Source organism: Nocardioides segetis (genome assembly GCF_051390595.1).
Taxonomy (GTDB): domain Bacteria; phylum Actinomycetota; class Actinomycetes; order Propionibacteriales; family Nocardioidaceae; genus Nocardioides.
In genome coordinates this window covers 1-23,661 of sequence record NZ_JBNINR010000003.1, presented here as the reverse complement: position 1 = coordinate 23,661, position 23,661 = coordinate 1, and the positions used below count along the sequence as shown (strand labels likewise).

Sequence of the window (23,661 nt, the reverse complement as noted above, 5' to 3'; positions counted from 1 at the left end):
CCGGGCACCGAGAGAGGGAGAGGAGCCGTGGTGGATGCGGACATCGTGATCGTCGGGGCGGGCCTGGCCGGCCTCGTGGCAGCCGCCGAGGCGGCCGACGCAGGACGGTCCGTCGTGCTCGTGGAACAGGAGGGCGAGCAGTCGCTGGGCGGACAGGCCTTCTGGTCGCTGGGCGGACTGTTCCTGGTCGACACTCCGGAGCAGCGACGGATGGGGGTGCGCGACTCTCGCGAGCTCGCCGGGCAGGACTGGCACGGCAGCGCCCGGTTCGACCGTGAGGAGGATCGGTGGCCCCGTGCCTGGGCCGATGCCTACCTGGACTTCGCTGCCGGCGAGAAGCGTGCCTGGCTGCGAGCGATGGGCCACCGGATCTTCCCGGTCGTCGGCTGGGCGGAGCGCGGCGACGGCAGGGCGGACGGGCACGGCAACTCGGTCCCTCGCTTCCACCTGACCTGGGGGACCGGTCCGGGGGTCGTGGAGCCGTTCGAGCGCAGGGTGCGCGCGCACGCCGCGACCGGCCGGATCACCTTCGCCTTCCGGCACCAGGTCGACGACCTCGTGGTCGAGTCGGGCACCGTCGTCGGCGTACGGGGGACGCTGCTGGAGCCGGCGAGCGACCCGCGCGGCCGGCCCACCTCGCGGACGGGGGTGGGGGAGTTCGAGCTCCGCGGACAGGCGGTGGTGGTGACCTCGGGCGGCATCGGCGGCAACCACGACCTGGTTCGCAAGGCCTGGCCCGCGCGCCTGGGCACGCCGCCGCGCCGGATGGTCGCGGGGGTGCCCGCCCACGTCGACGGACGGATGCTCGAGATCGCGGCCCGGGCCGGGGCGAATGTCATCAACCCGGATCGCATGTGGCACTACGTCGAGGGACTGCGCAACTGGGACCCGGTCTGGGACAACCACGGCATCCGGATCCTCCCTGGTCCGTCCTCCCTCTGGCTGGATGCGACGGGTCGGCGCCTTCCGGCCCCGTACTTCCCGGGCTTCGACACCCTCGGCACCCTGGCGCACCTGCGGGCGACCGGCTACGACTACTCGTGGTTCGTGCTGACGCAGAAGATCGTCGAGAAGGAGTTCGCACTCTCCGGCTCCGAGCAGAACCCCGACTTCACCGGCAAGGACGTCCGGCTCCTGCTCAAGCGGATCGGCAGCGGCGCGCCGGGCCCGGTCGAGGCGTTCAAGCAGCACGGCGAGGACTTCGTCGTGGCGAACACCCTGGCCGAGCTGGTGCAGGGCATGAACAGGATCGCCGACGACGACGCACCGCGGTTGGCCGAGCCCGACCTCCGAGCGGTGATCGAGTCCCGCGACCGCGCGACCGACCACGAGTTCGGCAAGGACGCGCAGGTGACCGCGATCCGGGGAGCGCGGCGCTACCGGGGCGACCGACTGATCCGCGTCGCCACTCCGCACCGGATCCTGGACCCGCGGTCCGGCCCCCTCATCGCCGTGCGACTCAACGTGCTGTCCCGCAAGACCCTCGGTGGGCTGGAGACCGATCTCGAGGGGAGGTGCCTGCGCGGCGACGGGACGCCCCTCCCTGGTCTCTACGCCGCGGGCGAGGTCAGTGGCTTCGGGGGAGGCGGGATGATGGGCTACAACGCACTGGAGGGCACGTTCCTGGGCGGCTGCCTCTTCTCGGGGCGGGTGGCCGGCCGTGCCGCCGCTCAGGCGGTCGGCTGAGCCCTCGCCAGCACATCCGCAGCGACGACGCGCAGGGACTCCCGGGTGCGCTGGAGTGCGGCCGCGGCGCCGCAGGTCGCTGTCAGGGAGTGCACCGGCACGCCGACCCGTACCGACGGGTCTGCGATGCCGACGATCACGACGGCCGGCACGCCGAGCGCCTCGGCCCGGTCGATCACGCCGCCCACCACCTTCCCCTGCAGGGACGACTCGTCCAGTCGTCCCTCGCCGGTGATGACGAGGTCGGCCGCCGCGATCGCCTGCTCCAGGTCCACGAGGTCGGCGACGTGGTCGATGCCGCGGGTCAGCTCCGCCCCCGCGACGGCCAGTGCACCGCCGAGCCCGCCGGCCGCACCGGACCCCGGCAGCTCGTGGGGGTCCAGGCCCCACCGCTCGCGCAGGCGAGCGCGGGTGTCCTGGAGACGCGACTCCAGGTGGGCGACCTCATCGGCCCCGGCGCCCTTCTGCGGCCCGAAGACGCGGGCTGCGTCGACGTAGCGAGTGTCGACATCGCAGCACACGGTGACGCGGGTGGCGCCGAAACCCGGCCAGTCGGGCGACCAGGCGCCGAGGGCGTCCAGTGCTCCCGCGCCGCCGTCGGTGCAGGCACTGCCGCCGAGGCCGATCACGATCTCGGCGGCACCCGCCCGCAGCGCCTCGGCGATCAGGTCGCCCACGCCGGCCGAGGTGGCCCGCACCGGATCGTTGCCCTCCGCCCCGCCCGCCAGGAGGAGTCCGCAGGCCTCCGCCGCCTCGATGACCGCACGACCGCCCCGGAGCAGCCAGCGCGCCGTGACCGGTGTCCCGAGCGGCCCGGTGACGGTGCTCGACCGGTCGGCGCCTCCGAACACGTCGAGGAGACCCTCACCGCCGTCGCTGAGCGGCAGCGCGACCGCCGACCAGCCCAGGCCGACAGCCACCTCGGCGACCTCGGCGGCCACGTCGGCGGCAGTCGCGGTGCCGCGGAACTTGTCGGGTGCTACGAGCACGTTCGGGGACGGGGCCGCCGTGGCCAGAAATTCCATGGCATCCATCTTCTGCAACTCTTGACACGTTTGCAATAGCAACGCACAGTATGACGGCAGTCACGTTCCGACCACCGCGCGGCTGCTCGTGCCGCCCGCCCGCGTGTGCGCGGGTCATAGGAATCGAGGGATCTCATGCGTAGGACCGCACTCCTGCCGCTGGCCGTGGCCGGCGCCATCGCGCTCGCCGCCTGCGGAAGCTCCGCCGACGACACATCGTCGACCACACCGGCGCCGACCGCGGACGTCGGTGAGGCGTCGGAGGTGACGCCGCTCGACGAGGCCACCATCGACGCCGCCCGCAAGGAGGGCGAGGTCCTGCTCTACACCAACGCCGAGGACCAGCAGACCGCGCCGATCAAGAAGGCCTTCGAGGCGGCGTACCCGGGCATCGCGTTGCGCAGCCTCCCGCTCGACGACTCCGAGATGTTCCAGCGCTACGACACCGAGACCGCCTCAGGCAACACGACGGCCGACGTCGTCATGAACAGCGACGTGGTCGGCTGGCAGTCCTTCATCGCGGGTGGTGGCGTCGAGGAGTACGAGGACCCCAACAGCCCGCACCTCCCGGACTACGCGCGGCTCGCCCCCGGCGTCTACGCCGTGTCCCTCGACCCTGTGATCGCCGTCTTCAACAAGGCGCTGCTGCCCGAGGACGAGCAACCCACCACGCTGGCCGAGCTCGCCGAGATGGCCCCCGAGCTCGACGGCAAGATCGGGACGACGGACATCGGCAACTCGGTGCAGTTCTCCGCGACGACCTCCTATGTGGAGAAGTACGGCGAGGACGGCTGGGAGATCCTCGAGACGATCGGCGCCCACTCCGGGGTGGAGTCGAGCAACGGTCCGCTCGTCACCAAGCTCTCCCAGGGTCAGTACGTCGCCAACTTCTTCGTCGCCGGCGCGGTGCGCGCGTTCATCACCGGCGATGTCGCCGAGGTCGTCAACTACCGCTATCTGGAGGACGGGACGCCGCTGAACCCACGGGCCGTGGCCGTCACCGCCGAGGCGTCCCACCCGAACGCCGCGAAGGTCTTCGTCAACTGGCTCCTCTCGGTCGAGGGCCAGGAAGCCGCCTGCAGCGGAGGCTTCACGCCGTACCGCGACGGCGTCGCGTGCGACTTCGGCCTGCCGCAGGTGATCAACGCCATCGGTGGCGAGGAGAACCTCATCATCGGCTCGCTCGACCCCGAGGTCGTCGAGCAGCGTGATGCCACCGTCGCGCGGTGGAACGAGGCCTTCGGTCGATGACGGTCTCTGCCCGGTCGGCGCCCGGGGCCTCCGCGTCGGGCGCCGACCGCACCGGTCGGTCCGAGCGACTGCGGGTGCCGACGACGGCGAGCCACTACCTGATCTGGCTGCTCACCCTGGTGCTGGTCGTCGGCCCGGTCATCCCGATCACGGTGGCCTCACTGTGGTCGACGCCGCTCTACCGCTCCGGCGGCTCCCTCACTCTCGCCAACTACGGTGACCTGCTCACCGATCCCGCCTGGTGGGGTGCGGTGCGCAACAGCCTGGTGTTCGCCACCATGACGACGGCTCTCTCGGTCGTGCTCGGGGTCGGGACCGCGGTGCTGCTGACCCGCACCAACCTGCCGCTGCGCCGGCTCCTCGCCGCGGTCTTCCTGTTGCCGGTCATGCTGCCCGGGCTGGTCCTGATCGTCGGGTGGATGGCGATGTGGGCACCGTCCGGCTACGTCAGCTCCTGGATCGAGCTCAACACCTTCCTGTCCTTCCCGGTCGACCTGTACTCGATGCCGGGCATGGCCCTGGTGGCGACGAGCGTGGCCGCACCGGTCGTCTTCCTCTTCTGCCGCACCACGGTGCTGGCGATCGACTCCTCGCTCGAGGACGCGGCGCGCAGCTCGGGAGCCGGTCCACTGCGCGCCCTGGTCTCGGTCACCGTGCCGCTGCTGCGGCCGGCGGTCATCAACTCTGCGCTGCTCGTCTTCGCCGTGACCTTCGAGGTGCTCGGCCTGCCGCTCATCCTCGGCTTCTCCAACGACATCACCCTCGTCTCGACGTACCTGTACGAGAACTGGTCGGCGGGCACCACACCGCGCCAGGGCGTGGTGTCGGCGGGGGCGGTCTTCCTGCTCGCCTGCGTCTCCGGTCTCCTGGTCCTGCGCAATCGGCTGGTCGGTGACGCATCCCGCTTCACCACGGTGACCGGCAAGTCGACGGCCCAGCGCGTCGTGGATCTCGGCCCGGCCCGCTGGCCGCTCGCGGGCGCGCTCGCCTCCGTGCTGGGCGTCCTCATCGTCGTACCGCTCGCCGGCGTGGTGCTGACCGCGTTCACGACGATCCTGACACCCTTCATCTCACCCTGGTCGGTGCTGACGACGGACAACTTCAAGGCCGTCTTCGACAACCCGATCTGGACCGAGTCGATCGTCAACAGCCTGCTCATCGCCTTCGTCGGAGGGTTGTTGACCACGCTGGCGATCGCCGTGGTCTCGGTCGTCGCCCACCGCTCCGACTTCCGGTTCCGCGGGTCTCTCCAGCAGGCGGTGCTCTGGCCGCGGATGATGCCGGGGCTCGTGACCGGCATGGCGTTCTTCTGGTCGTTCGCGATCCTCGATCCCGGTGGCGTCGTGCGCGGCACCCTGTGGGGACTCGGGCTGGCGTTCGCGGTCCGCAGCCTCGCTCTCGGGTACGGCGTGTTCTACCCCGCCCTCGCCGCGATCGGTCAGGACCTCGACCGCGCCGCACGCACGTCGGGCGCCACCTGGTGGCGGGCGACCACGAGCATCGCGCTGCGGCTGAGTGCTCCCGCCATGGCAGCCTGCTTCGTCCTCCTGTTCGTGTCGATGCTCAACGACGCCGACCCGGCGGTCTTCCTGGTCACCGACAAGACGCCGGTCATGGGGCTGACGATGCTGCAGCTCGCGGCAACCAGCACCGGCGGCGCCGTCGCGGCCTTCGGCGTGATCCAGATGCTCATCACGGTCGTCGTCCTCGGCGCCGGCCGGCTCTTCCTGGGGGTACGTGCCCATGCCTGACCTGACCCTGACCGACGTCGCCAAGACGTTCGGCGACAACACCGTCCTGCACGAGCTCGACCTCCACGTCCGCGACGGTGAGCTGTACACCCTGCTGGGCCCCAGCGGCTGCGGGAAGTCGACGACGCTGTGGTCCATCGCCGGCCTGCACTCACCGGACCGCGGCCGGATCGCCTTCGGCGACCGGGTCGTGTTCGACGGCGGGCGGATCGACCTCCCGCCGGAGCGACGCAACTGCGGCGTCGTCTTCCAGTCCTACGCCGTGTGGCCGCACCTGACCGTGCACGACAACGTCGCCTATCCCCTCAAGCTGCGCAAGACCGGGCGTCGTGAACGGTCCGCGCGGGTCCACGAGGTGCTGGAGCTCGTCGAGCTCGACCACCTGGCGGGCCGCTACCCGCACGAGCTGAGTGGTGGGCAGCAGCAGCGCGTCGCACTGGCCCGCGCGCTCGCCCACCCGCCCGACCTGCTGCTGCTCGACGAGCCCTTCTCGAACCTCGACGCCAAGCTGCGTGAGCGGGCCCGGGACTGGCTGCGCAGCCTCCAACAGCGCGTCGGCGTCACCACGGTCTTCGTCACCCACGACCAGGACGAGGCACTCTCGATGAGCGACCGGATCGTGGTGATGGACCAGGGGCGGGTGCGCCAGATCGGGACGCCGGAGGAGATCTACCACGAGCCTGCGGATCTGTTCGTCGCCGACTTCGTCGGCACCGTCAACGCTCTCGACGGACAAGTGGTCTCCGCCACGGGGAGGGGCGGACAGGTGTGGCTCGACGGGCTGGGTGAGCCGCTGGACATCGACGGTGAGAACACTCCGGCCGGTGACGTGCGGGTCTGCATCCGACCGGAGCAGATCGTCGTCCACCCGAACGGTGCGGCCACTGCCGGCGTGGCCAACCTGGTGACGACCAAGGTCCGCTCGTTCGCCTTCCTCGGCGACCACTACCGCTACGTCGTCGGCATCGGCGCCGGCGAGCTCGTGGTCCGCACACCGCAGCGCGTCGACGACGGCGCCGAACTGACCGTCGAGCTTCCGGCGACGGCGCTGCGGGCCTTCCCGGTCGCGTGAGCGCCGTGCCGCGTCCGGCGGTCCTCGATCCCGATGTCGCCGCCCTGCTCCGCCCGGCCGGGCAGGGCCTGAGACCGCCCGGACCGGCCGTCCTGGGCGTGCGGGACCTGACGGCGCGCGTGCACGGACGCCGGCTGGCCCTGCGGCACTACCGGGGCGAGCGGGACGACTGCCTGGTCGTGTTCTTCCACGGAGGTGGCTTCGTCACCGGGGATCTCGACAGCCACGACGCGCAGGCGCGTGACCTGTGCCGCTCGACCGGGCGCGACGTGCTGGCGGTCGACTACCGCCTGGCGCCCACCTTCCCCTTCCCGGCGGCGTACGACGACGCGGTCGGTGTCCTGGCCTGGGCGGGCGAGCACCTGGCCGGTCGTCTCGCCGTCGCGGGTGCCAGCGCCGGTGCGAACCTGGCCCTCGGGGCCTCCCTCGCCGCCGCGGGAACGTCGTCCGCGCCGGTCGCGCAGTTGCTCGCCTACCCCCTGGTGAGCGGCGACCCGTCGTACCCGTCGCGCACGGAGCGAGCCGAGGGCTACGGTCTCACCTCCGAGGTCGTCGAGCTGTGTATCGCGGCCTATCTCGGTGAGCACGGGTCGCGCGAGGACCCGCGCTTCGCGCCGCTGCTCTCGCCGGCGCTCGGCAGCGCTCCGCCCGGCGTCGTGGTCGGTGCCGGGTTCGACCCCCTGCGCGACGAGGCGGCGGCGCTGGTCGAGCGGCTACGGTCGCTCGGCGTGCCGGTCCAGCACCTCGAGGAGCCGGCCCTCCCGCACGGGTTCTGGAAGTTCGCCCCCGTGGCGCCGGCCGCCCGCGCGGCCGCCGGGCGGATGGGCCGGGTGTTCGCGGCAGTGCTGGACGAGCGTTCCGAAGGTGGCTGAGCCGCCGCTCGAGCGTCAGGCGCTGCGCACCGCCGTGGCCGTGCTCGTCGGAGGCGTGACGGTCCTGCTCTCCTCGACCGCCGTCAGCATCGCGCTGCATGCCCTGGTCGGCGACCTCGGCGTGGGCGTCGCCGCGGTCCACTGGGTCATCACCGCCTATCTCCTCGCCCTCTGCGTCGTCATCCCGGCCGTCGGCTGGCTGCAGGTCCGCTGCGGCGCTCGGCGCCTGTGGTCGGCCGCACTCGGCGTCTTCCTGCTCGGGTCGGTGCTCTGCGCACTGGCCTGGGACCTGCACAGCCTGATCGCGTTCCGCGTGATCCAAGGCGCCGGCGCCGGGGTGGCGACGCCGCTGCTCACCACGATCCTGATGCAGCGGTCGACAGAACGCGACCGGGTCCGGTTGACGTCGCTCGTCGCCCTGGCCACGACGGTCGGCCCGATCCTGGGGCCCGTGATCGGCGGTCTCGTGCTCGCGGCGGGCTCGTGGCGGTGGCTCTTCGTCATGAACGTGCCCCTCTGCATCCTCGCGCTGCACCTCGCCCGGCGGTTGATCCCGGCCGACGGGCCCGCGGCGCGCCGGCCGCGGTTCGACATCGTCGGCGCCGTCCTGCTGCCGCCGGCTCTGGTGGCGCTGCTGTGGGGACTCTCGAACGTTGCCGGTGCGGGCTCCGCCGCGACGCCCGGCGTTCTCGCTCCGGTGCTGGCGGGCGCCGGCCTGCTCGGCGCCTTCGTGCTGTGGGCGCACCGGCGGCGGGGTGAGGCGCTCGTGGACCTGAGGGTCATGCGCTCGCGCGCCACGGCATCGGCGACCGCGATGCTGTTCCTCGCCGGTGCCGCCCTCCACGGCGCGATGATGCTGCTGCCGCTGTACTGGCAGCAGGCGCGTGGCGCCGGTCCCGTGGAGGCCGGCCTGCTGCTCGTCCCGCAGGGCATCGGCTCCCTGGTGAGCCGGGCGGTCGTCGTACGGATCGTGCGTCGGCGAGGCGCTCGGGTCGCTGCGGTCGTGGGCTTCGCCCTCACCGGCCTCGCCACCGTCCCGTTCGCCCTCGTCGGCCCCGGCGACCCATCCGGCGCCGACGCGACGAGGTGGCTGCTCGTCGGCGCGCTCCTGCTCCGCGGCCTGGGCATCGGGATGGTCGTCGTCCCGCTCATGACGGTCGTGTTCGCGGGGGTGGACCACGACCAGGTTCCCCACGCGAGCATCGTCGCCCGCATCGGGCAACAGGTCGGAGGCTCCGCCGGTGTCGCGCTGCTCTCCGTCGTGCTGGTCTCCGCCGCCGGCACCGGCGGCCCGGCGGCGCCGGGGTTCACCGTCGCCTTCTGGTGGACGGCAGGCATCGCGGCCCTGGCGACGATCCTGTCCGCGAGCCTCCCGGCGGGATCCGCGCGCCGACGGTGAGGGCGGCCTCCGGCGGACGATCGGCCACCCGCGGCTCGCCGGCGCCTCGGGCCCGATCCGTCCGGCCCCACACCCAGGGGAACAACGGACCTACGTCTCTGTAGGTCCGTTGTCACTGATGTCCTGAGACATCACACTGTGCCCCAGGCAAGAGTCGAACTTGCGACCTTTCGCTTAGGAGGCGGCTGCTCTATCCACTGAGCTACTGGGGCGTGGTGACCATCTTGTCAGGTGCCGGAGGTCACGTCCGGATTGGGTCGACGCGAGGCCAGCGGGGACAATGGGAGCGACTCGCCGTGCGACCTTGGTGCGGTCCGTACGGTGGGCGTGGTACCACCGGGTGCCGATCGGCCGCTGACTCGGCAGCGCAGTCGAGCCCTCTGACCATCCGCCGCGAGCGGCCACACGACCAGGTGATGCATGACGCAGGACGACGAGACCGGGCGCGCCGAGGCGACACCCGGGAGCCGTGCCCGCCGGGTACCGACCTCTCGTGCCGACCGGGACCGCCGGCGCCCGCGTGGTGAGCGCGGCGGCCGCCGGGTGTCCGGCGGCCGGCGCAAGGCGCCGCAGCCGGGCAAGGTCGTCTTCAAGGTGATCGTCGCGAGCCTGATGTCGCTCGGCCTCGCCACCGGTCTCGGTGTCGTGCTGATCTACAACAACTGGAACGGCAATATCGACCGGCAGGACCTGGCGGCGCAGCTCGGCGACGACCGGCCGAAGAAGGAGAAGGTCGAGGGCCCGCGGGAGCCGATGAACATCCTCGTGATGGGCTCCGACAGCCGCGACTGCGAGGGCTGCGGCGTCGACGGCGAGTCGACCAACGGCCTCTCGGACACCACGATCCTGTTCCACCTCTCGGCCAACCGGAAGTTCGCCTACGGCATCTCCATCCCGCGTGACACCGCGGTGATGCGGCCGACGTGCTACGAGGAGGACGGCTCGGAGATCCGGGCCGCGTCGGCGTACGACAAGTGGAACGCGGCCTTCTCCTACGGCGGCCCGGCGTGCACGATCCGGCAGTTCGAGCAGGTCACCGGCATCCCGCTCGACAACTACGTCGTGGTGAACTTCGGCCAGTTCAAGGACATGGTCAATGCGCTCGACGGGGTCGAGGTGTGCATCCCCGAGGACATCGACGACGAGGTCCGCAACATCTACCTCAAGGCTGGCACCCGCGAGATCAAGGGCAACGAGGCGCTCACCTACGTCCGGGCCCGCTACCGCATCGGCGACGGCACCGACCCGAACCGGACGCGGCGCCAGCAGGCGTTCATCGGCTCGATGATCAACAAGGCGCTGACGGCCGGCATGCTGGCCCGTCCCGACCGTCTGATCGGCTTCATGAACGCCGCGACCACCGGCCTGCAGACCGACTTCGAGAACATCGCGCAGATGGCGGACCTCGCGGTCACGGCCCAGGGCATCGGCGCCGACAACATCAAGTTCATCACCACGCCGTGGGTCTACTCCGACAAGGTGAGCTCCGGCATCGAGTGGACGCCCGAGGTCCAGAAGCTGTGGCGCCTGGTCCGAGAGGACAAGCGCCTCACCCCGGAGTTCCTCAAGGACGCGCTCAGCGCGGGCGACAAGCCGGACGGCACGCCGACGGCGGACGACCCCGCGAGCGACAGCCCGTCCGACGCCGAGAGCCCGTCCGACCCGGAGAGCCCGACCAGCCCGTCCGGCAGCCCCGACGGCGCGACGACCGGCACCCCCGGCGGTACGCCGAGCAACGGCACCCCGGCCCCGCCGGCGTCGCAGGGCCTGGACGCCTCCGGTCGCGAGGCCGCCGGCCTGTGCACCTGAGGCGGGAGCGATGGGCGAGCAGCGGGAGACACGGCAGGAGACACGGCAGGAGACACGGCGCGAGACGGAGTGGGAGCGGCGTCGCCGGCTCGCCGAGATCTTCGGCGACGTCGAGCCCGCGGTGACCTCCGACGAGCGTGAGGACGAGCCGGCGCGGGCGCGGGAGAGCGCGAACGACCGCTGGCTCCGGGCGCAGGTGCCGCCGCACCACGGCGGCTGAGGCTCCGGGCCGGGACTAGCTGATCGCGGCCGCGACCGGCTGGATCCGGACATGCCGAGGGCCGGTGGGGAGTCCCCACCGGCCCTCGGACCGTTCGACCGGGCGGTGCCCGGCGCCCGCCTGGATCCAGCCTCAGCGCGACGCGAGCGAATCGCGGATCTGGGTGAGCACGTCGAGCTCGGTCTCGCCCGGCTCGGGGTCGGGGAAGAACCGCTCCTTGGCCTTGGTGTAGGGCATCACGACGAGGAAGTAGACGACGGCGGCCAGGATCACGAACGCGATGACCGCGTTGAGGAACGCGCCGAAGGAGTTGGCGGTGTTGTCGAAGACATCGCTGGCCGAGTCCGGCATCTGCGCGGTCAGCCAGTTGACGAAGGTCGTGACGACGGTGCCGAAGGACGCGCCGATGATGAACGCGACCGCGATGTCGACCAGGTTGCCCTGGAGCAGGAACTTCTTGAACCCGGACATGATCTCTCCTCTTTCCCGAGACGAGTGGTGGAGGCCGGGAGCCTCTTCTTGACTTCCGGAAAACTAACTGCGACTCCATGTATAAGTCACGTATTCGGCTGCGGAGGCCGCCGTGACGTGGTAGACCGCGTCCGAATCTAGGGCCAGGACGACGAGCCTGCCGGGAAGCGCGCCGTCGTCGGCCGACGCCCGGTCCGGGACGGCCAGCACGGTCGCGTCGCGGGCCAGCACCCGGGTCGTCCCGGCCTGGGGATCGGTGCCGAGCAGGCTGATCCGGTCGCCCGCGCTCAGCAGCGCCACCTGGCCGGCGTCGGTGAGCCGGACCGGGACGGTGGTCGTGCCCACCGGCTGGGCGGCGCCGAGGTCCGGGCCCACGAGGCGCACGTCGGTGACGGGCTCGCCCGCGCGCAGCGGCGCGGCCAGGCGGCGGCCCACCGGATCGCCGCCCGTCCCGTCCGGTACGGCGTCCGGCGACACCCGCGCCGTGGTCAGGTCGCCGGGCGTCAGCGCCCGGCCCGCCGGCAGGTCACGCGCCGCCACGACCAGCGTCGCGGTGGCCGGTGGCGGCGGGGCGACGGAGCGGACGGCGACCGCGGCGGCCACGCCCAGCAGCAGGGCGGCGATCAGCCGGCGCCGGCGCAGCACGCGGCGTCGTACCTCGTCGAAGGTGTCGCGGGCTCGACCCAGCGGGGTGCGGGCGGACGGGGGCCGGGGATCGCGGGACTCCATGGCGGCGACCGTAGGCCGCCCCGACGCCGGCCGCCAGCGTCATCCACAGGCCCGGGCGGCCGGTGGTGACCGGTGTCGTCTCGCGGCCGTGTCTCCGGCGGTGGCCGGCGCCGGACTCAGGCGGGGGAGGCCGCCGAGCTGGAGCTGGACGAGCCGGCGGAGATGGAGGCGGCCGACGAGCCGGAGGAGCCGGACGGCGAGCTGTCGGCCGAGCCCGACGAGCTCGACGAGCTCGCGGCGGGCGCGTCGCTGGAGCTGCCGGAGCCGCCCGTGGAGGACTTGCTGTCGGTCTTGTAGAAGCCCGAGCCCTTGAACACGACGCCGACCGAGTTGAACACCTTGCGCAGCTTGCCGGCGCACTCGGGGCACGTGGTGAGGGCATCGTCGCTGAACTTCTGGACCTGCTCGAAGGCGTGACCGCACGCGGTGCAGAGGTACTGGTAGGTGGGCATCGACGATCCTCGCTTGACACTCTCGCCCTAGCACTCTTGCCGGGCGAGTGCCAATGCTACGTCAGGATCGGGCGGCACGGCACAATGGCGCCACCATGGTGGACCACGACACGGGGGCCGACGCCCCGGCCGCGAAGCCCTCCTCTCCCTCCTGGCCCCGGTGGCTGCGCTGGACCACGGCGATCGGCGTGCTCGTCGTCCTCGCCCTCGTCGCCGGCATGACCACCGCGGTCGTGATCGTGCGCCGCTCCTGGCCGCAGACGGGAGGCGAGCTGGCGATCAGCGGGCTCGAGGGCGAGGTGCGGGTCGTGCGCGACGACCACGGCATCCCCCAGATCTATGCCGACTCCACCCACGACCTGATGCTGGCCCAGGGGTTCGTGCACGCGCAGGACCGCTTCTTCGAGATGGACGTACGCCGCCACGCGACCGCCGGTCGGCTCTCCGAGCTGTTCGGCGACTCGGGCCTGGAGACCGACCTCGTCGTGCGCACCCTCGGCTGGCGCGACGTCGCCGAACGCGAGCTCGCCCTGCTCCGACCGGCGACCCGCAGCGCCCTCGACGCCTACGCCGAGGGCGTCAACGCCTACCTCGAGGGTCGGTCCACCTCCGAGATGGCACTGGAGTACACACTGCTCGGCGTCACCGGCCTCGACTACCAGCCGGAGAACTGGACCGCGGTCGACTCGGTCGCCTGGCTCAAGGCGATGGCCTGGGACCTGCGCGGCAACCTCGAGGAGGAGATCGGCCGCGCCGTCGCCACCGCGACCGTCGGCGCGGACCGGGCCGCGGAGCTCTACCCCGACTACCCCTACGACGAGCACGCGCCGATCGTGGAGCAGGGCGGCGTGACCGGCAGCGGCGACGGCAGGGTCTTCGACCAGGACGCCGCCGGCAGGACCACCGACCCGGACGGTGCCGATCCCGACGGTGCCGGCGACGCCGAGCCCGGCGGGGTCACCGGCACCGGCGCTGTCGCCGCACTCACCGGGGTGCGCGACGTGCTGGCCGGCGTACCTGCCCTCCTCGGGCAGGGCGACGGCCTCGGCAGCAACGCCTGGGTCGTCGACGGCGACCGGACCGCCAGCGGAGCGCCGATCCTGGCCAACGACCCGCACCTCGGGATCTCGCTGCCCGGCGTGTGGACGCAGGTCGGGCTGCACTGCCGGACGACGTCGCCCGAGTGCCCCTACGACGTGGCGGGCTTCAGCTTCTCCGGCGTGCCGGGGGTCGTGATCGGCCACAACCGCGACATCGCCTGGGGCTTCACGAACCTCGGCCCCGACGTGACCGACCTCTTCGTCGAGCGGATCGACGGCGACACCTGGGAGTACGACGGGCGGCAGCTCCCGCTCGCCACGCGCACCGAGCGGATCGAGGTCCGCGACGGCGAGGACGTCGAGCTCACCGTGCGCTCGACGGCCCACGGACCGCTGCTCTCCGACCTCGCCCGGTTCGCCGACGAGGACGGCATCGAGATCACCGAGGACGGCCTGCTCGACCAGGTCGAGGGCGTCGCCGCGGCCCAGGAGGCCGGGCCGACCGGGGAGGACGCCGTCGCGCTGGCCTGGACGGCGCTGACCCCGCGGCCGACCGTCGACGCGCTGCTCGCGCTCAACCGGGCCAGCGACTGGACCTCCTTCCGCCAGGCGCTCTCCGACTTCGCCGTGCCCGGCCAGAACGTCGTGTACGCCGACACCGCCGGGCACATCGGCTACCAGGCGACCGGCCTGGTCCCGGTGCGCCGCCCCGGCAACGACGGCCGGCTGCCCGCCGCGGGCTGGCGGAAGAACACCGACTGGACCGGCGAGTTCGTGCCCTACGACGCGCTGCCCAGCGTGCTGGACCCGGACTCCGGGATCATCGCCACCGCCAACCAGGCGGTCATCGATCCCGACCGCTACCCGCCGGCGCTCACCTCCGACTGGGACCAGGGCTACCGCTCCGACCGGATCAACCGGCTGCTCGCCGCCGACGACGAGCTGAGCGTCGAGGGGATGGCGGCCATCCAGCTCGACGACCGCAGCGCGATCGGCGAGGCACTCACGCCGTACCTCCTCGACATCGACCTGCCCGCGGGCTACTACTCCGACGGCCAGCGGCTGCTGCGCTCGTGGAACTACCAGGAGGGGGCGGGCAGCGCGGCGGCGGCGTACTTCAACGTCGTGTGGCGCGAGGTGCTCGAGCGCACCTTCGCCGACGAGCTCCCGGCGGTGATCCGGCCCGACGGCGGCGACCGGTGGTTCGCGGTGGTCAGCGCGCTGCTGCCGCGCGGCAAGAGCCAGTGGTGGGACGACGTGACGACCGACGACAAGGTCGAGCGGCGCAGCGACATCCTGCGCGACGCGATGATCGCCGCGCGCGACGAGCTGACCGCCCTGGAGTCGCCCAGCGCCGACGAGTGGACCTGGGGCGCCCTGCACGAGCTCGAGCTGCGGTCGTCGACCCTGGGAGAGTCCGGCATCGGGATCGTCGAGCGGATCTTCAACCGTGGCGGCTGGGAGGTCGGCGGCGGCAGCTCCCTGGTGAACGCGACCGCCTGGGACGCGCGCACCGGCTACGAGGTCGCGACCGCGCCGTCGATGCGGATGATCGTGCCGATGGACGACCTCGACGCGGCCCGCTGGATCAACCTCACCGGCGTCTCCGGCCACGCGTTCCACCCCCACTACACCGACCAGACCGACCTGTGGGCGCGGGGCGAGACCCTGCCGTGGGTGTTCTCCGAGAAGGCCGTGACCGACGCGGCCGACGACGTCCTCCTCCTCACCCCCTCGGGGTGAGCGCCGGCTCCGACCCGCCGACTCAGCCCAGGTGGCGGATCCCCCGGGGAGTGGCGGCGGCGGTGACCGGCCGGTCGTGCGGCTCGGCGGGTACGTCGGGCAGCAGCTCGTCGTCGTAGAGCAGGACGCAGGTGAAGGTACCGACCGGTACGCGGGCCAGCGCGCGGTCGTAGGAGCCGCCGCCGCGGCCCAGGCGCAGCCCGGCGGGGGAGGCGGCCAGGCCCGGGACCAGGACGACGTCGGCGGTGGCGACCGCCTCGACGCCGAGGGCGGGGCCGACGGGCTCGAGCAGGCCGCGGCGGGCCGGCGCGAGCGACGTCGGCCCGTGGTAGGCGGCCCAGTCGAGATCGTTGTCGGGCAGCAGCACCGGCAGGATCACCCGCTTCCCGGCGGCCACCAGCTCGTCGAGGAGGACGGTGGTGCCGGGCTCGGTGCCGACCGAGACGTACGCCGCGACGGTGGCCGCCTGGCGTACCTCCGGCGCCGCGAGCAGGTGCTCCGCGATCGCCCGGGCGGCCTCGCCGACCTCGGCGAGCGGCCGGCGCCGGCGAGCGGCGAGCAGCTGGTCGCGGACCGCGACCTTGGCCGCTCCGTGGCACGGATGTGTACCTGTCACCGGACCAGCCTACGATCGGCGCTATGGGTATGAGTGGTCGCAGCGGCGGCCTCGAGAAGGCGCGGGCGAAGATGCTCGACGCGGGCGTCGACCCGGTCGCGATCGAGACCTTCGCGCACTACTACCGGCTGCTCGAGCACGGCGAGACCGGCATGATCCCGGAGTCGACGATCGCCCCGGTCGACATGGAGAGCCTGGCCGACGTCGAGGTCGACGCCGACGTCGCGGCCGACGCGATCGGCAAGACGGTGGCGATCAAGCTCAACGGCGGACTCGGCACCTCGATGGGCATGGAGCGCGCCAAGTCCCTGCTGTGCGTGCGCCGCGGGCTGTCCTTCCTCGACATCATCGCCCGGCAGGCGCTGCACCTGCGGCAGAAGTACGACGCCCGCCTGCCGCTGCTGCTCATGAACTCCTTCCGCACCTCGGCCGACACGCTGCACGCCCTCGGGCGCTACGAGGACCTGCCGGTGGACGGTCTGCCCCTGGAGTTTCTGCAGAACAAGGAGCCCAAGCTCCTCACCTCCGACCTGACGCCGGTCAGCTGGCCCAAGGACCCCGACCTCGAGTGGTGTCCGCCGGGCCACGGTGACGTCTACACCGCGCTGCGCGGCGCCGGCCTGATCGCGACGATGATCGAGCAGGGCTACCGCTACGTCTTCGTCTCCAACTCCGACAACCTCGGTGCCGTCCCCGACCCGCGCCTCGCCGGCTGGTTCGCCGCGTCGGGAGCGCCGTTCGCGATCGAGGCGGTCCGACGTACCCCCTCCGACCGCAAGGGCGGCCACTTCGCCCAGCGCAAGGCGGACGGCCGGATCGTGCTGCGCGAGACCGCGCAGACGCTGCCCGAGGACCTCGAGGCGCTCGCCGATCTCGACCGGCACCGGTTCACCTCGACCAACAACCTGTGGTTCGACCTGCACGCCATGAAGGCGATGCTCGACGACCGCGAGGGCATCCTGGGGCTGCCGCTCATCCGCAACGTCAAGCCGGTGGACCCCACCGACCCCGCCTCGCCCGAGGTGGTCCAGATCGAGACGGCGATGGGCGCCGCGATCGAGATCTTCGACGGCGCCCGGCTGATCGAGGTGGGCCGCGACCGGTTCATCCCGGTCAAGACCACCAACGACCTGCTGGTGCTGCGCTCCGACGTCTACGAGATCGGCGCCGACTTCGCGCTCACCCAGGTCGCCACCGACATCCCGTACGTCGACCTCGACTCGGGCTACTACCGGACCATCCACGAGTTCGACCAGCGCTTCCCCGACGGCGAGCCGCTGCTGTCGCAGTCCACGGCGCTGCGGGTCCGGGGTGACTGGACCTTCGGCCGCGGGGTCCGGGTGCTCGGCGAGGTGGAGCTCGAGGGCCGGGGGCCGCAGCGGGTGCCCGCCGGCGAGGTGCTCGGGAGCCCGTCGGCCGACCAAGGCGCGGATGACTGACCCGTCCGCCTCCGGACCCGAGGCCGTCCTCGCGTCCGTCGCGGACCACCGGGCCCGGGTGCGGGCCGGGGTCGCGCCGCTGACCCGAGCGGAAATCCTGCCGCTCGGCGACGCGCGGGGCCGGATCCTCGCCGCCGACGTCGTGGCGGACCGCTCGGTGCCGCCGTTCGACCACGCCGCCATGGACGGCTTCGCGGTCCGCGCCGGCGAGGTCGCCGAGCCGCCCGTCGAGCTGCCCGTCGCCGGCGTGGTCGCGGCCGGCGACACGGAGCCGGCGGCACTGCCCGCCGGCGCGGCGTACCGGATCATGACCGGGGCGCCCGTGCCGCCCGGCGCCGACCTGGTCGTCCCGTTCGAGTGGACCAGCGGCACGGACCCGGTCCGGATCCTGCGGACGGCCGGTCCCGGTCGGCACGTGCGGCGCGAGGGCGAGGACGTCCGGGTGGGGGAGGTCGCGCTGACGGCCGGCACCCGCCTCGACGCCGCGCAGATCGCGCTGCTCACCTCCGTCGGTGCCGTCGACGTCGCCGTCCGGCCGCGCCCGCGGCTGGGCGTGATCGCCACCGGCGCGGAGCTGGTCGGCGGTCAGGTCCCCGACAGCAACACCCCGATGCTGCTCGCGGCCGGGCGGGCCGCCGGCGCGGTCGCCACCGCCCACGGCCCGGCTCCCGACGAGCCGGACGCGTTCCGGGCGGTGCTCGCCGCGACCGCCGAGGTCAGCGACCTCGTCGTCACGACCGGCGGCATCTCCGCCGGCGACCACGACGTCGTCAAGGCGGCGCTGCGCGACGACGACGGGTTCTGGTTCGGACCGGTCGCCCTGAAGCCGGGGCGGCCGCAGGGCTTCGGCTGCGTCCGGGCGAGCGACGGCCGGCGGGTGCCGGTCCTGACCCTGCCGGGCACGCCGATCGCCGCGTACGCCGCCTTCCTGCTCTTCGGCCGCGAGGCCCTGGCCCGGCTCGCCGGGGCGCCGGCCGCCCGCCCGAGGCCGGCCCGGCTCGGCGTACCCGTGGCGGCGGGGGACCGCACGGTGGTGCTGCCCGGGCGCTACGACGAGAATGGGCAGGTCGTCCCGCTTCCCGGCCATGCCGGGCACTCCCAGCGGCTGCTCGCGCAGGCCGAGGTGCTGATCGTCGTACCTCCCGCGGGGTGCGAGCTGGCCGCCGGGCACCCGGTCGAGGTGCTGGACTGAGTGAAATCCGAACCCGAAGGAGCTCCATGGCTGACGAGCAGGCACGACTGACCCACGTCGACGCCTCCGGTGCCGCGCGGATGGTCGACGTGTCGGCCAAGGACGTGACCCACCGGGTCGCGACGGCGTCCGGACGGGTGCTCGTCTCGGCCGAGGTCGTCGGGCTGCTGCGCGGCGAGGGCGTCCCGAAGGGCGACGCGCTCGCGGTCGCGCGGATCGCCGGCATCATGGGCGCCAAGCAGACCCCCGCGCTGGTGCCGCTGTGCCACCCGCTGTCGATCTCCGGTGTCACGGTCGACCTGACCGTGGCCGACGACGCCGTCGAGATCGCCGCGACCGTCAAGACCACCGACCGCACGGGCGTCGAGATGGAGGCGCTCACCGCGGTGTCGGTCGCCGCGCTCACCGTCGTCGACATGGTCAAGGCCGTCGACAAGGCGGCGGTCATCACCGACGTGCGCGTCGAGACCAAGACCGGCGGGAAGTCGGGGGACTGGTCGCGATGAGCCGACCGGTCGGGGAAGGGGCGGCGGAGCGCCGGGCCGTCGTGGTCGTGGCGTCGAACCGGGCCGCGGCCGGCGTCTACGAGGACACGACCGGTCCGCTGATCGTCGAGGCCCTGCGGTCGTGGGGGTTCTCGGTGGGCGACCCCGTGGTCCGGCCCGACGGCGAGCCGGTCGGCGCGGCGATCGCCCTCGCCGTCCGCGACGGCGCCCGGGTCGTGCTCACCACCGGGGGCACCGGCCTCACCCCCACCGACCGAACGCCCGAGGTCACCCGCCCGCTGCTCGACCGCGAGGTCCCCGGCCTGGCCGAGGCCATCCGGGCCGCCGGTGTCGCGAAGGGCGTGCCGACCGCCGTCCTCTCCCGCGGCCTGGCCGGCGTCGCGGGCTCCGCGCTCGTCGTCAACCTGCCCGGCTCGCGCGGCGGCGTGAAGGACGCGCTCGCCGTCCTCGAGCCGGTGGTGGTGCACGCCGTGGAGCAGATCGTCGGGAGCGACCATTGAGCGAGGCCCGACCCGACGGCAGCCCGCGGGAGCGGATGATCGTCGGCGTTCCCGGACGCGCCTGGCCCAACGAGCTGATCTCCGGCACCGACCCGGTCGTCCGGCTCCGCCCGATCTCGCGCGGTGACGCCCGCGCCTGGCGGAGCGCCCGGCGCCGCAACGCGCTGTGGCTCGGCCCGTGGGACGCCACCGCCCCGCCCGGCTCCGACGCCCGGCCGACCTCGTTCCGCACGCTGGTCAAGAGGCTGCGCCGGGCCGCGCGCCGCGGGACGACGTACCCGTTCGTCGTCGAGGTCGACGGCTCCTTCGCCGGCCAGGTCAGCGTCAACAACATCGTGCGCGGCTCGGCGCAGTTCGCGTCGGTGGGGTACTGGATCGACCAGCAGTACGCCGGTCGCGGCGTCATCCCGCGCGCCGTCGCGATGGTGATCGACCACTGCTTCTTCCTCGGCGGCCTGCACCGCATCGAGATCTGCATCCGCCCCGAGAACACCAACTCGCTGCGGGTCGTCGAGAAGCTCGGCATCCGCGAGATCGGCTACGCGCCGTACTTCCTGCACATCGACGGCGAGTGGCGCGACCACCGCATCTTCGCCGTCACCCGCGAGGAGGCCCCCCGCGGCGTCCTCATCCGGCTCGAGCGATCCGCCGAGGGTGGCGCCTAGGGTGATCTGCCGGGGGGAACCGGCAAATCACATGCGTCACACGAATCAATCTGTGACACACCGATGGACATGCGCCCCGTCCTGCGGTAGCGCTCCTAACCTCTCGGTGTGGACCTCAGCTCACTGATCTTCGTCGCCTTGTTCGTGGCGTGGGCTGTCTATCTCGTCCCCAAGGCGCTGCGCCACCACGAGGAGGACGCCACCAGCCGCTCGGTCGAGGGCTTCTCCGACCGGCTCCGCGTGCTCGCCCGGCGCGAGGCGGTGTCGTCCACGCAGGCCCAGCTCGTCGGGAGGGACCGTCCGGTCGCGCGAGATCGCGCGGCCGAGACGGAGTCGCGCGCCGAGGAGAAGGCGCCCCTGGACACGACCTCCGCGGCCCGGACGTCCGAGGCCCGGACCTCCGAGGAGCCGGCGGAGGAGACGTCCGCGCAGACCGACGCGGAGCTCGCGGCGCCCACCCCTGCGCCGCGCGCCTCCCGTCCGGTCGACCGTCCCGCGGCCCGTCGTGCCGCCGCCCGGCGCCGTCGGGTCTTCAACGTCCTGCTGCTCGCCATCGTGGTCGTCGCCGGACTCGCCATCGGCAAGGTCGTCGCGTGGGCCTGGCTCGCCGCGCCCACGGGCCTGATGGTCGCCTGGCTCGTCGCGTGCCGGCTCATGGTCAAGCGCGAGCGCGCGGCCCGGTCCACCCGCTCCACGCAGGTCCGCAAGCGTCGTACCACGCTCGCGGACGAGGCCCTCGCCGACGAGGACGCCGCCGCTGAGGTCGAGGACGGACCGTTCGGCGAGCTGCGCGACGACACCGACGAGATCCCCGTCGTCACCGCCGAGGTGCGCGACGAGTCCGCTGCCGACGTCGTCGAGGACGGCTGGACGCCGGTCTCGGTGCCCCTGCCGACGTACGTCGCCAAGGCGCCCGCGGGTCGCACGGTCCGCACCATCGACCTCGACTCCACCGGCGTGTGGAGCTCGGGCCGCAACGAGGCCGACTCCCAGCTCGCCCGCGAGGCCGACGCCCAGCGTGCCCAGGCCGACGCCGCCGAGGCCGAGCAGCGCCGCGCCACCGGCTCCTGACCCTCCCGGATGCGGGGCGGGCCCGCGGGTAACGCCGGGCCATGAGCCACGACGAGGACGAGGGCACCGCGGCCGACCGACAGGCGGCCCAGCAGGCGCGCGAGCAGGAGAAGAAGTACGGCGACTCCGCGACCGCCGTCTCGCCCGACACCCAGTTCGCCGACCCCGACGAGATCGTCGACGACAGCCCGTTCTCGGGTGCGTCGTCCCGCGGCCAGTCGACGACCTTCGAGGACCCGCCCAAGCCCCGCGGCAGCTCCGACGTCGACCGCGGGCCGCACGGCGACGAGCAGCCGCGACCCGCCGGCCACGCCGACGAGGACCGCAACTGAGCATCCCGATTCGGACCCAGCCCGGGCCGGGTGCTACCGTTTCTCCTCGCTTGGGGGTGTGGCGCAGTTGGTAGCGCGTCTCGTTCGCAATGAGAAGGTCAGGGGTTCGAATCCCCTCACCTCCACCAGCACGCAAGAACCGGCAGGTCGCCTCTGACCTGCCGGTTCTCGCGTTTTCGGGTCTGCTGGCTTGGGACTTGCACGGACGGGATTCACCGCGCTGGGCCGTCTCGCTTACCCCCGGCGTACCCCCGGCCGGTCGGGGAGCCACGAAGGGCCTCTCGAGTGCTCCGGCCGAGGCGGCCTGCCGCCTCGGTTTGTATGTCGAGTTTCGCCGCGGGACCGCGGCTGGGGTCGTTCAACCGGTCCAAACCGGCCTGGTCCGCTGACGTGCCGAGGAAGTGCAGGTAGCGGTTCGTCGTGGCGATCGACTCGTGCCCCATCCACGTTTGAACGGTGCCGGGGTCGACCCCGCGAGCCAGCCACAGGCACGCGGCGGTGTGGCGGAGGTCGTGGATTCGTCGGCCTCCCGCTGTCTGGTCCCACTTGACCGTACGCAGCACTGCCGTGCGGTGCAGCTGAGCACCTCCCCCGGTGGTGATCAGGAGGTCGGTCGGCTCCTTGCCCTCCGCCATGCGTTGGACGATCGGCAGTACCCGATCGGCAACCGGCACTCGCCGCCCGCGACGTCCCTTGGTGGCCTTGACCGCGCCGCCCTCGGTCTGCGAACGCCGCACCAGCAACCCGGGCGTCGGTACGTCGACCACGTCCTCGACCAGCACGGAGCGCGCCTCGCCCCACCGCATCCCGGTCCAGCCCAGCACGAGGAGGACGTCCGCCAGCTGCGGGTCGCGCGCCTTCCAACGGTCGTAGGTGGCCTCAAGCTCGGCCTCGGTCCACGGCCGCATCTCCGTCGGCTCCTCCGAGGACCGCGGCACCTTCGTCGCGGTCACTGGATTGCGCACGACCGCCTTCTCCCGCACGCACCAGGCGAAGAACGTCGACAGGCTGGCGCGGTACCGCACCACCGAGCGCTCGCTGAGGCCGCGCTGGATCAGCGTCTCGAAGGAACGCGCGATCTCCCGCTCCGAGACAGCCCCCACCTGCATCGCCTGCATACTCGTCGGCACGAGCCGCTGCAAGGCCTGGTCGCTGCGGTAGGTCTTCGCCGCGACCGTGAACTCTCGGACGACCAACCACTCCTCGAGCAACGTCCGGACCGGCCGGCGCCCGGCACGTGGGTCCATCCCGCCGTCGAGCGCAGCCTTCTCCCGCGCCAGCCAGTCGCTCGCCTCACGCTTGGTGTCGAAGGTACGGCTCGCGACGAACTGCCGCCCACTCTTCAACCGCGCCCGGAACCGGCCGCTCGAGGTCTTCTCGATCATGACCGCTGCCGGCTGATGGTCAGGACGCGCGCGCGAGCCACTGCTCGACGTCGCTGCGGCGGTACCGGGGACAGGTCGACGTCATCCACGTGACCCGTGGCCCCATCCCACGTTGCCGCCACCGGCACAACGTCGACTCCGAGACCCGGATCCACCGGGCCACCTCGCTGCTGGTGAGAATCTCCTCCACCGTTTCCATCTGGTCACCTCCGACTCCGAGAGCGGCGAACGCCGCCCGAGACACCTGACAGTCACCTAAGGGAGTTATGGGCGCTCGAGCGATCAGATGTCGGCGGTGAATCTCCTGCATTGCCCAGCCCCCGCCGGGCAACCTGCGGTGGATTCTGAGGTTCCCCAAGTTGAGTCCCCGATAGTGGTGTAGCGCGGTCGCCGAGATCGTCACCGGCGTGTACGTCGGACGAAGACGCGGCCACC

General features: G+C 72.6%; 22 protein-coding genes and 2 tRNA genes. 17 read left to right on the top strand and 7 right to left on the bottom strand.

Annotated features, from left to right (window positions below):
- Positions 1 to 30: 30 nt before the first annotated feature.
- Complete coding sequence (locus ACPZVR_RS06475) at positions 31 to 1,686, top strand: FAD-binding dehydrogenase (protein WP_436698758.1); 1,656 nt, start codon at positions 31 to 33, stop codon at positions 1,684 to 1,686.
- On the opposite strand, the gene ACPZVR_RS06470 is transcribed toward ACPZVR_RS06475, so the two are convergent.
- Complete coding sequence (locus ACPZVR_RS06470; RefSeq protein ID WP_436698757.1) at positions 1,671 to 2,675, bottom strand: glycerate kinase; 1,005 nt, start codon at positions 2,673 to 2,675, stop codon at positions 1,671 to 1,673. The genes ACPZVR_RS06475 and ACPZVR_RS06470 overlap by 16 nt on opposite strands.
- Before the next feature lie 171 nt (positions 2,676 to 2,846).
- Here ACPZVR_RS06470 and ACPZVR_RS06465 point away from each other — a divergent pair, with 171 nt between their 5' ends.
- The 5 genes from ACPZVR_RS06465 to ACPZVR_RS06445 are packed head-to-tail and all read left to right on the top strand — an operon-like array spanning position 2,847 to position 9,056.
- Complete coding sequence (locus tag ACPZVR_RS06465) at positions 2,847 to 3,962, top strand: ABC transporter substrate-binding protein (protein WP_436698756.1); 1,116 nt, start codon at positions 2,847 to 2,849, stop codon at positions 3,960 to 3,962.
- Positions 3,959 to 5,713: an ABC transporter permease gene (locus ACPZVR_RS06460; protein ID WP_436698755.1), complete on the top strand. Its 1,755-nt coding sequence runs from the start codon at positions 3,959 to 3,961 to the stop codon at positions 5,711 to 5,713. Before ACPZVR_RS06465 ends, ACPZVR_RS06460 begins: the two co-directional genes overlap by 4 nt.
- Positions 5,706 to 6,785, top strand: a complete 1,080-nt coding sequence (locus ACPZVR_RS06455; protein WP_436698754.1) for an ABC transporter ATP-binding protein — start codon at positions 5,706 to 5,708, stop codon at positions 6,783 to 6,785. The genes ACPZVR_RS06460 and ACPZVR_RS06455 overlap by 8 nt, the downstream gene beginning before the upstream one ends.
- A gap of 5 nt (positions 6,786 to 6,790) precedes the next feature.
- Positions 6,791 to 7,657 (top strand): alpha/beta hydrolase, encoded by an 867-nt coding sequence (locus tag ACPZVR_RS06450; RefSeq protein WP_436698753.1) that lies wholly within the window; start codon positions 6,791 to 6,793, stop codon positions 7,655 to 7,657.
- Positions 7,650 to 9,056 carry a DHA2 family efflux MFS transporter permease subunit gene (locus ACPZVR_RS06445; RefSeq protein ID WP_436698752.1) on the top strand — a complete coding sequence of 469 codons (1,407 nt, stop codon included), beginning with the start codon at positions 7,650 to 7,652 and terminating at the stop codon, positions 9,054 to 9,056. The genes ACPZVR_RS06450 and ACPZVR_RS06445 overlap by 8 nt, the downstream gene beginning before the upstream one ends.
- A 139-nt stretch (positions 9,057 to 9,195) precedes the next feature.
- Here ACPZVR_RS06445 and ACPZVR_RS06440 read toward each other — a convergent pair.
- Positions 9,196 to 9,268: transfer RNA gene (locus tag ACPZVR_RS06440), tRNA-Arg, on the bottom strand.
- A 208-nt stretch (positions 9,269 to 9,476) separates the two neighbouring features.
- Between ACPZVR_RS06440 and ACPZVR_RS06435 the strand changes: the two genes are divergently transcribed.
- Both ACPZVR_RS06435 and ACPZVR_RS06430 read left to right on the top strand, forming a co-directional pair.
- Entirely contained in the window at positions 9,477 to 10,865 is a 1,389-nt protein-coding gene (locus tag ACPZVR_RS06435) for an LCP family protein (protein ID WP_436698751.1), read from the top strand.
- 10 nt (positions 10,866 to 10,875) lie between these two features.
- Positions 10,876 to 11,085, top strand: coding sequence for a hypothetical protein (locus ACPZVR_RS06430; RefSeq protein WP_436698750.1), 210 nt, complete (start codon positions 10,876 to 10,878; stop codon positions 11,083 to 11,085).
- Positions 11,086 to 11,217: 132 nt separating this feature from the next.
- On the opposite strand, the gene ACPZVR_RS06425 is transcribed toward ACPZVR_RS06430, so the two are convergent.
- From ACPZVR_RS06425 to ACPZVR_RS06415, 3 genes are all read right to left on the bottom strand, one after another.
- Entirely contained in the window at positions 11,218 to 11,556 is a 339-nt protein-coding gene (locus ACPZVR_RS06425; protein ID WP_436698749.1) for an MscL family protein, read from the bottom strand.
- Between the two features lie 63 nt (positions 11,557 to 11,619).
- Positions 11,620 to 12,285: an SAF domain-containing protein gene (locus ACPZVR_RS06420; RefSeq protein WP_436698748.1), complete on the bottom strand. Its 666-nt coding sequence runs from the start codon at positions 12,283 to 12,285 to the stop codon at positions 11,620 to 11,622.
- Between the two features lie 116 nt (positions 12,286 to 12,401).
- The gene (locus tag ACPZVR_RS06415) at positions 12,402 to 12,737 is read right to left on the bottom strand and encodes an FmdB family zinc ribbon protein (protein WP_436698747.1); all 336 of its coding nucleotides are present in this window, start codon (positions 12,735 to 12,737) and stop codon (positions 12,402 to 12,404) included.
- 95 nt (positions 12,738 to 12,832) lie between these two features.
- Here ACPZVR_RS06415 and ACPZVR_RS06410 point away from each other — a divergent pair, with 95 nt between their 5' ends.
- Positions 12,833 to 15,520, top strand: a complete 2,688-nt coding sequence (locus ACPZVR_RS06410) for a penicillin acylase family protein (protein WP_436698746.1) — start codon at positions 12,833 to 12,835, stop codon at positions 15,518 to 15,520.
- A 22-nt stretch (positions 15,521 to 15,542) separates the two neighbouring features.
- Here ACPZVR_RS06410 and ACPZVR_RS06405 read toward each other — a convergent pair whose 3' ends face one another.
- Positions 15,543 to 16,136 (bottom strand): 5-formyltetrahydrofolate cyclo-ligase, encoded by a 594-nt coding sequence (locus ACPZVR_RS06405; protein ID WP_436698745.1) that lies wholly within the window; start codon positions 16,134 to 16,136, stop codon positions 15,543 to 15,545.
- 29 nt (positions 16,137 to 16,165) lie between these two features.
- Here ACPZVR_RS06405 and ACPZVR_RS06400 point away from each other — a divergent pair, with 29 nt between their 5' ends.
- The 8 genes from ACPZVR_RS06400 (at position 16,166) to ACPZVR_RS06365 (ending at position 21,969) form a co-directional block, all read left to right on the top strand.
- Positions 16,166 to 17,575 carry a UTP--glucose-1-phosphate uridylyltransferase gene (locus ACPZVR_RS06400; RefSeq protein WP_436699123.1) on the top strand — a complete coding sequence of 470 codons (1,410 nt, stop codon included), beginning with the start codon at positions 16,166 to 16,168 and terminating at the stop codon, positions 17,573 to 17,575.
- A complete protein-coding gene (locus ACPZVR_RS06395; protein WP_436698744.1) occupies positions 17,568 to 18,767 on the top strand; it encodes a molybdopterin molybdotransferase MoeA in 1,200 nt (399 codons plus the stop codon). The genes ACPZVR_RS06400 and ACPZVR_RS06395 overlap by 8 nt, the downstream gene beginning before the upstream one ends.
- A 26-nt stretch (positions 18,768 to 18,793) precedes the next feature.
- Positions 18,794 to 19,273, top strand: a complete 480-nt coding sequence (moaC, locus tag ACPZVR_RS06390) for a cyclic pyranopterin monophosphate synthase MoaC (protein WP_436698743.1) — start codon at positions 18,794 to 18,796, stop codon at positions 19,271 to 19,273.
- On the top strand, positions 19,270 to 19,773 hold the full coding sequence (locus tag ACPZVR_RS06385) for a MogA/MoaB family molybdenum cofactor biosynthesis protein (protein ID WP_436698742.1): 504 nt from the start codon (positions 19,270 to 19,272) through the stop codon (positions 19,771 to 19,773). The genes moaC and ACPZVR_RS06385 overlap by 4 nt, the downstream gene beginning before the upstream one ends.
- 35 nt (positions 19,774 to 19,808) lie before the next feature.
- A complete protein-coding gene (locus ACPZVR_RS06380) occupies positions 19,809 to 20,438 on the top strand; it encodes a GNAT family N-acetyltransferase (RefSeq protein WP_436699122.1) in 630 nt (209 codons plus the stop codon).
- A 108-nt stretch (positions 20,439 to 20,546) separates the two neighbouring features.
- Positions 20,547 to 21,509: a divisome protein SepX/GlpR gene (gene sepX, locus ACPZVR_RS06375; protein ID WP_436698741.1), complete on the top strand. Its 963-nt coding sequence runs from the start codon at positions 20,547 to 20,549 to the stop codon at positions 21,507 to 21,509.
- A gap of 41 nt (positions 21,510 to 21,550) precedes the next feature.
- Complete coding sequence (locus tag ACPZVR_RS06370; protein ID WP_436698740.1) at positions 21,551 to 21,841, top strand: hypothetical protein; 291 nt, start codon at positions 21,551 to 21,553, stop codon at positions 21,839 to 21,841.
- 52 nt (positions 21,842 to 21,893) lie between these two features.
- Positions 21,894 to 21,969 (top strand) — tRNA-Ala (locus ACPZVR_RS06365).
- Between the two features lie 84 nt (positions 21,970 to 22,053).
- Here the strand turns inward: ACPZVR_RS06365 and ACPZVR_RS06360 are convergent.
- Complete coding sequence (locus ACPZVR_RS06360) at positions 22,054 to 23,226, bottom strand: tyrosine-type recombinase/integrase (RefSeq protein ID WP_495542740.1); 1,173 nt, start codon at positions 23,224 to 23,226, stop codon at positions 22,054 to 22,056.
- Positions 23,227 to 23,661 lie beyond the last annotated feature (435 nt).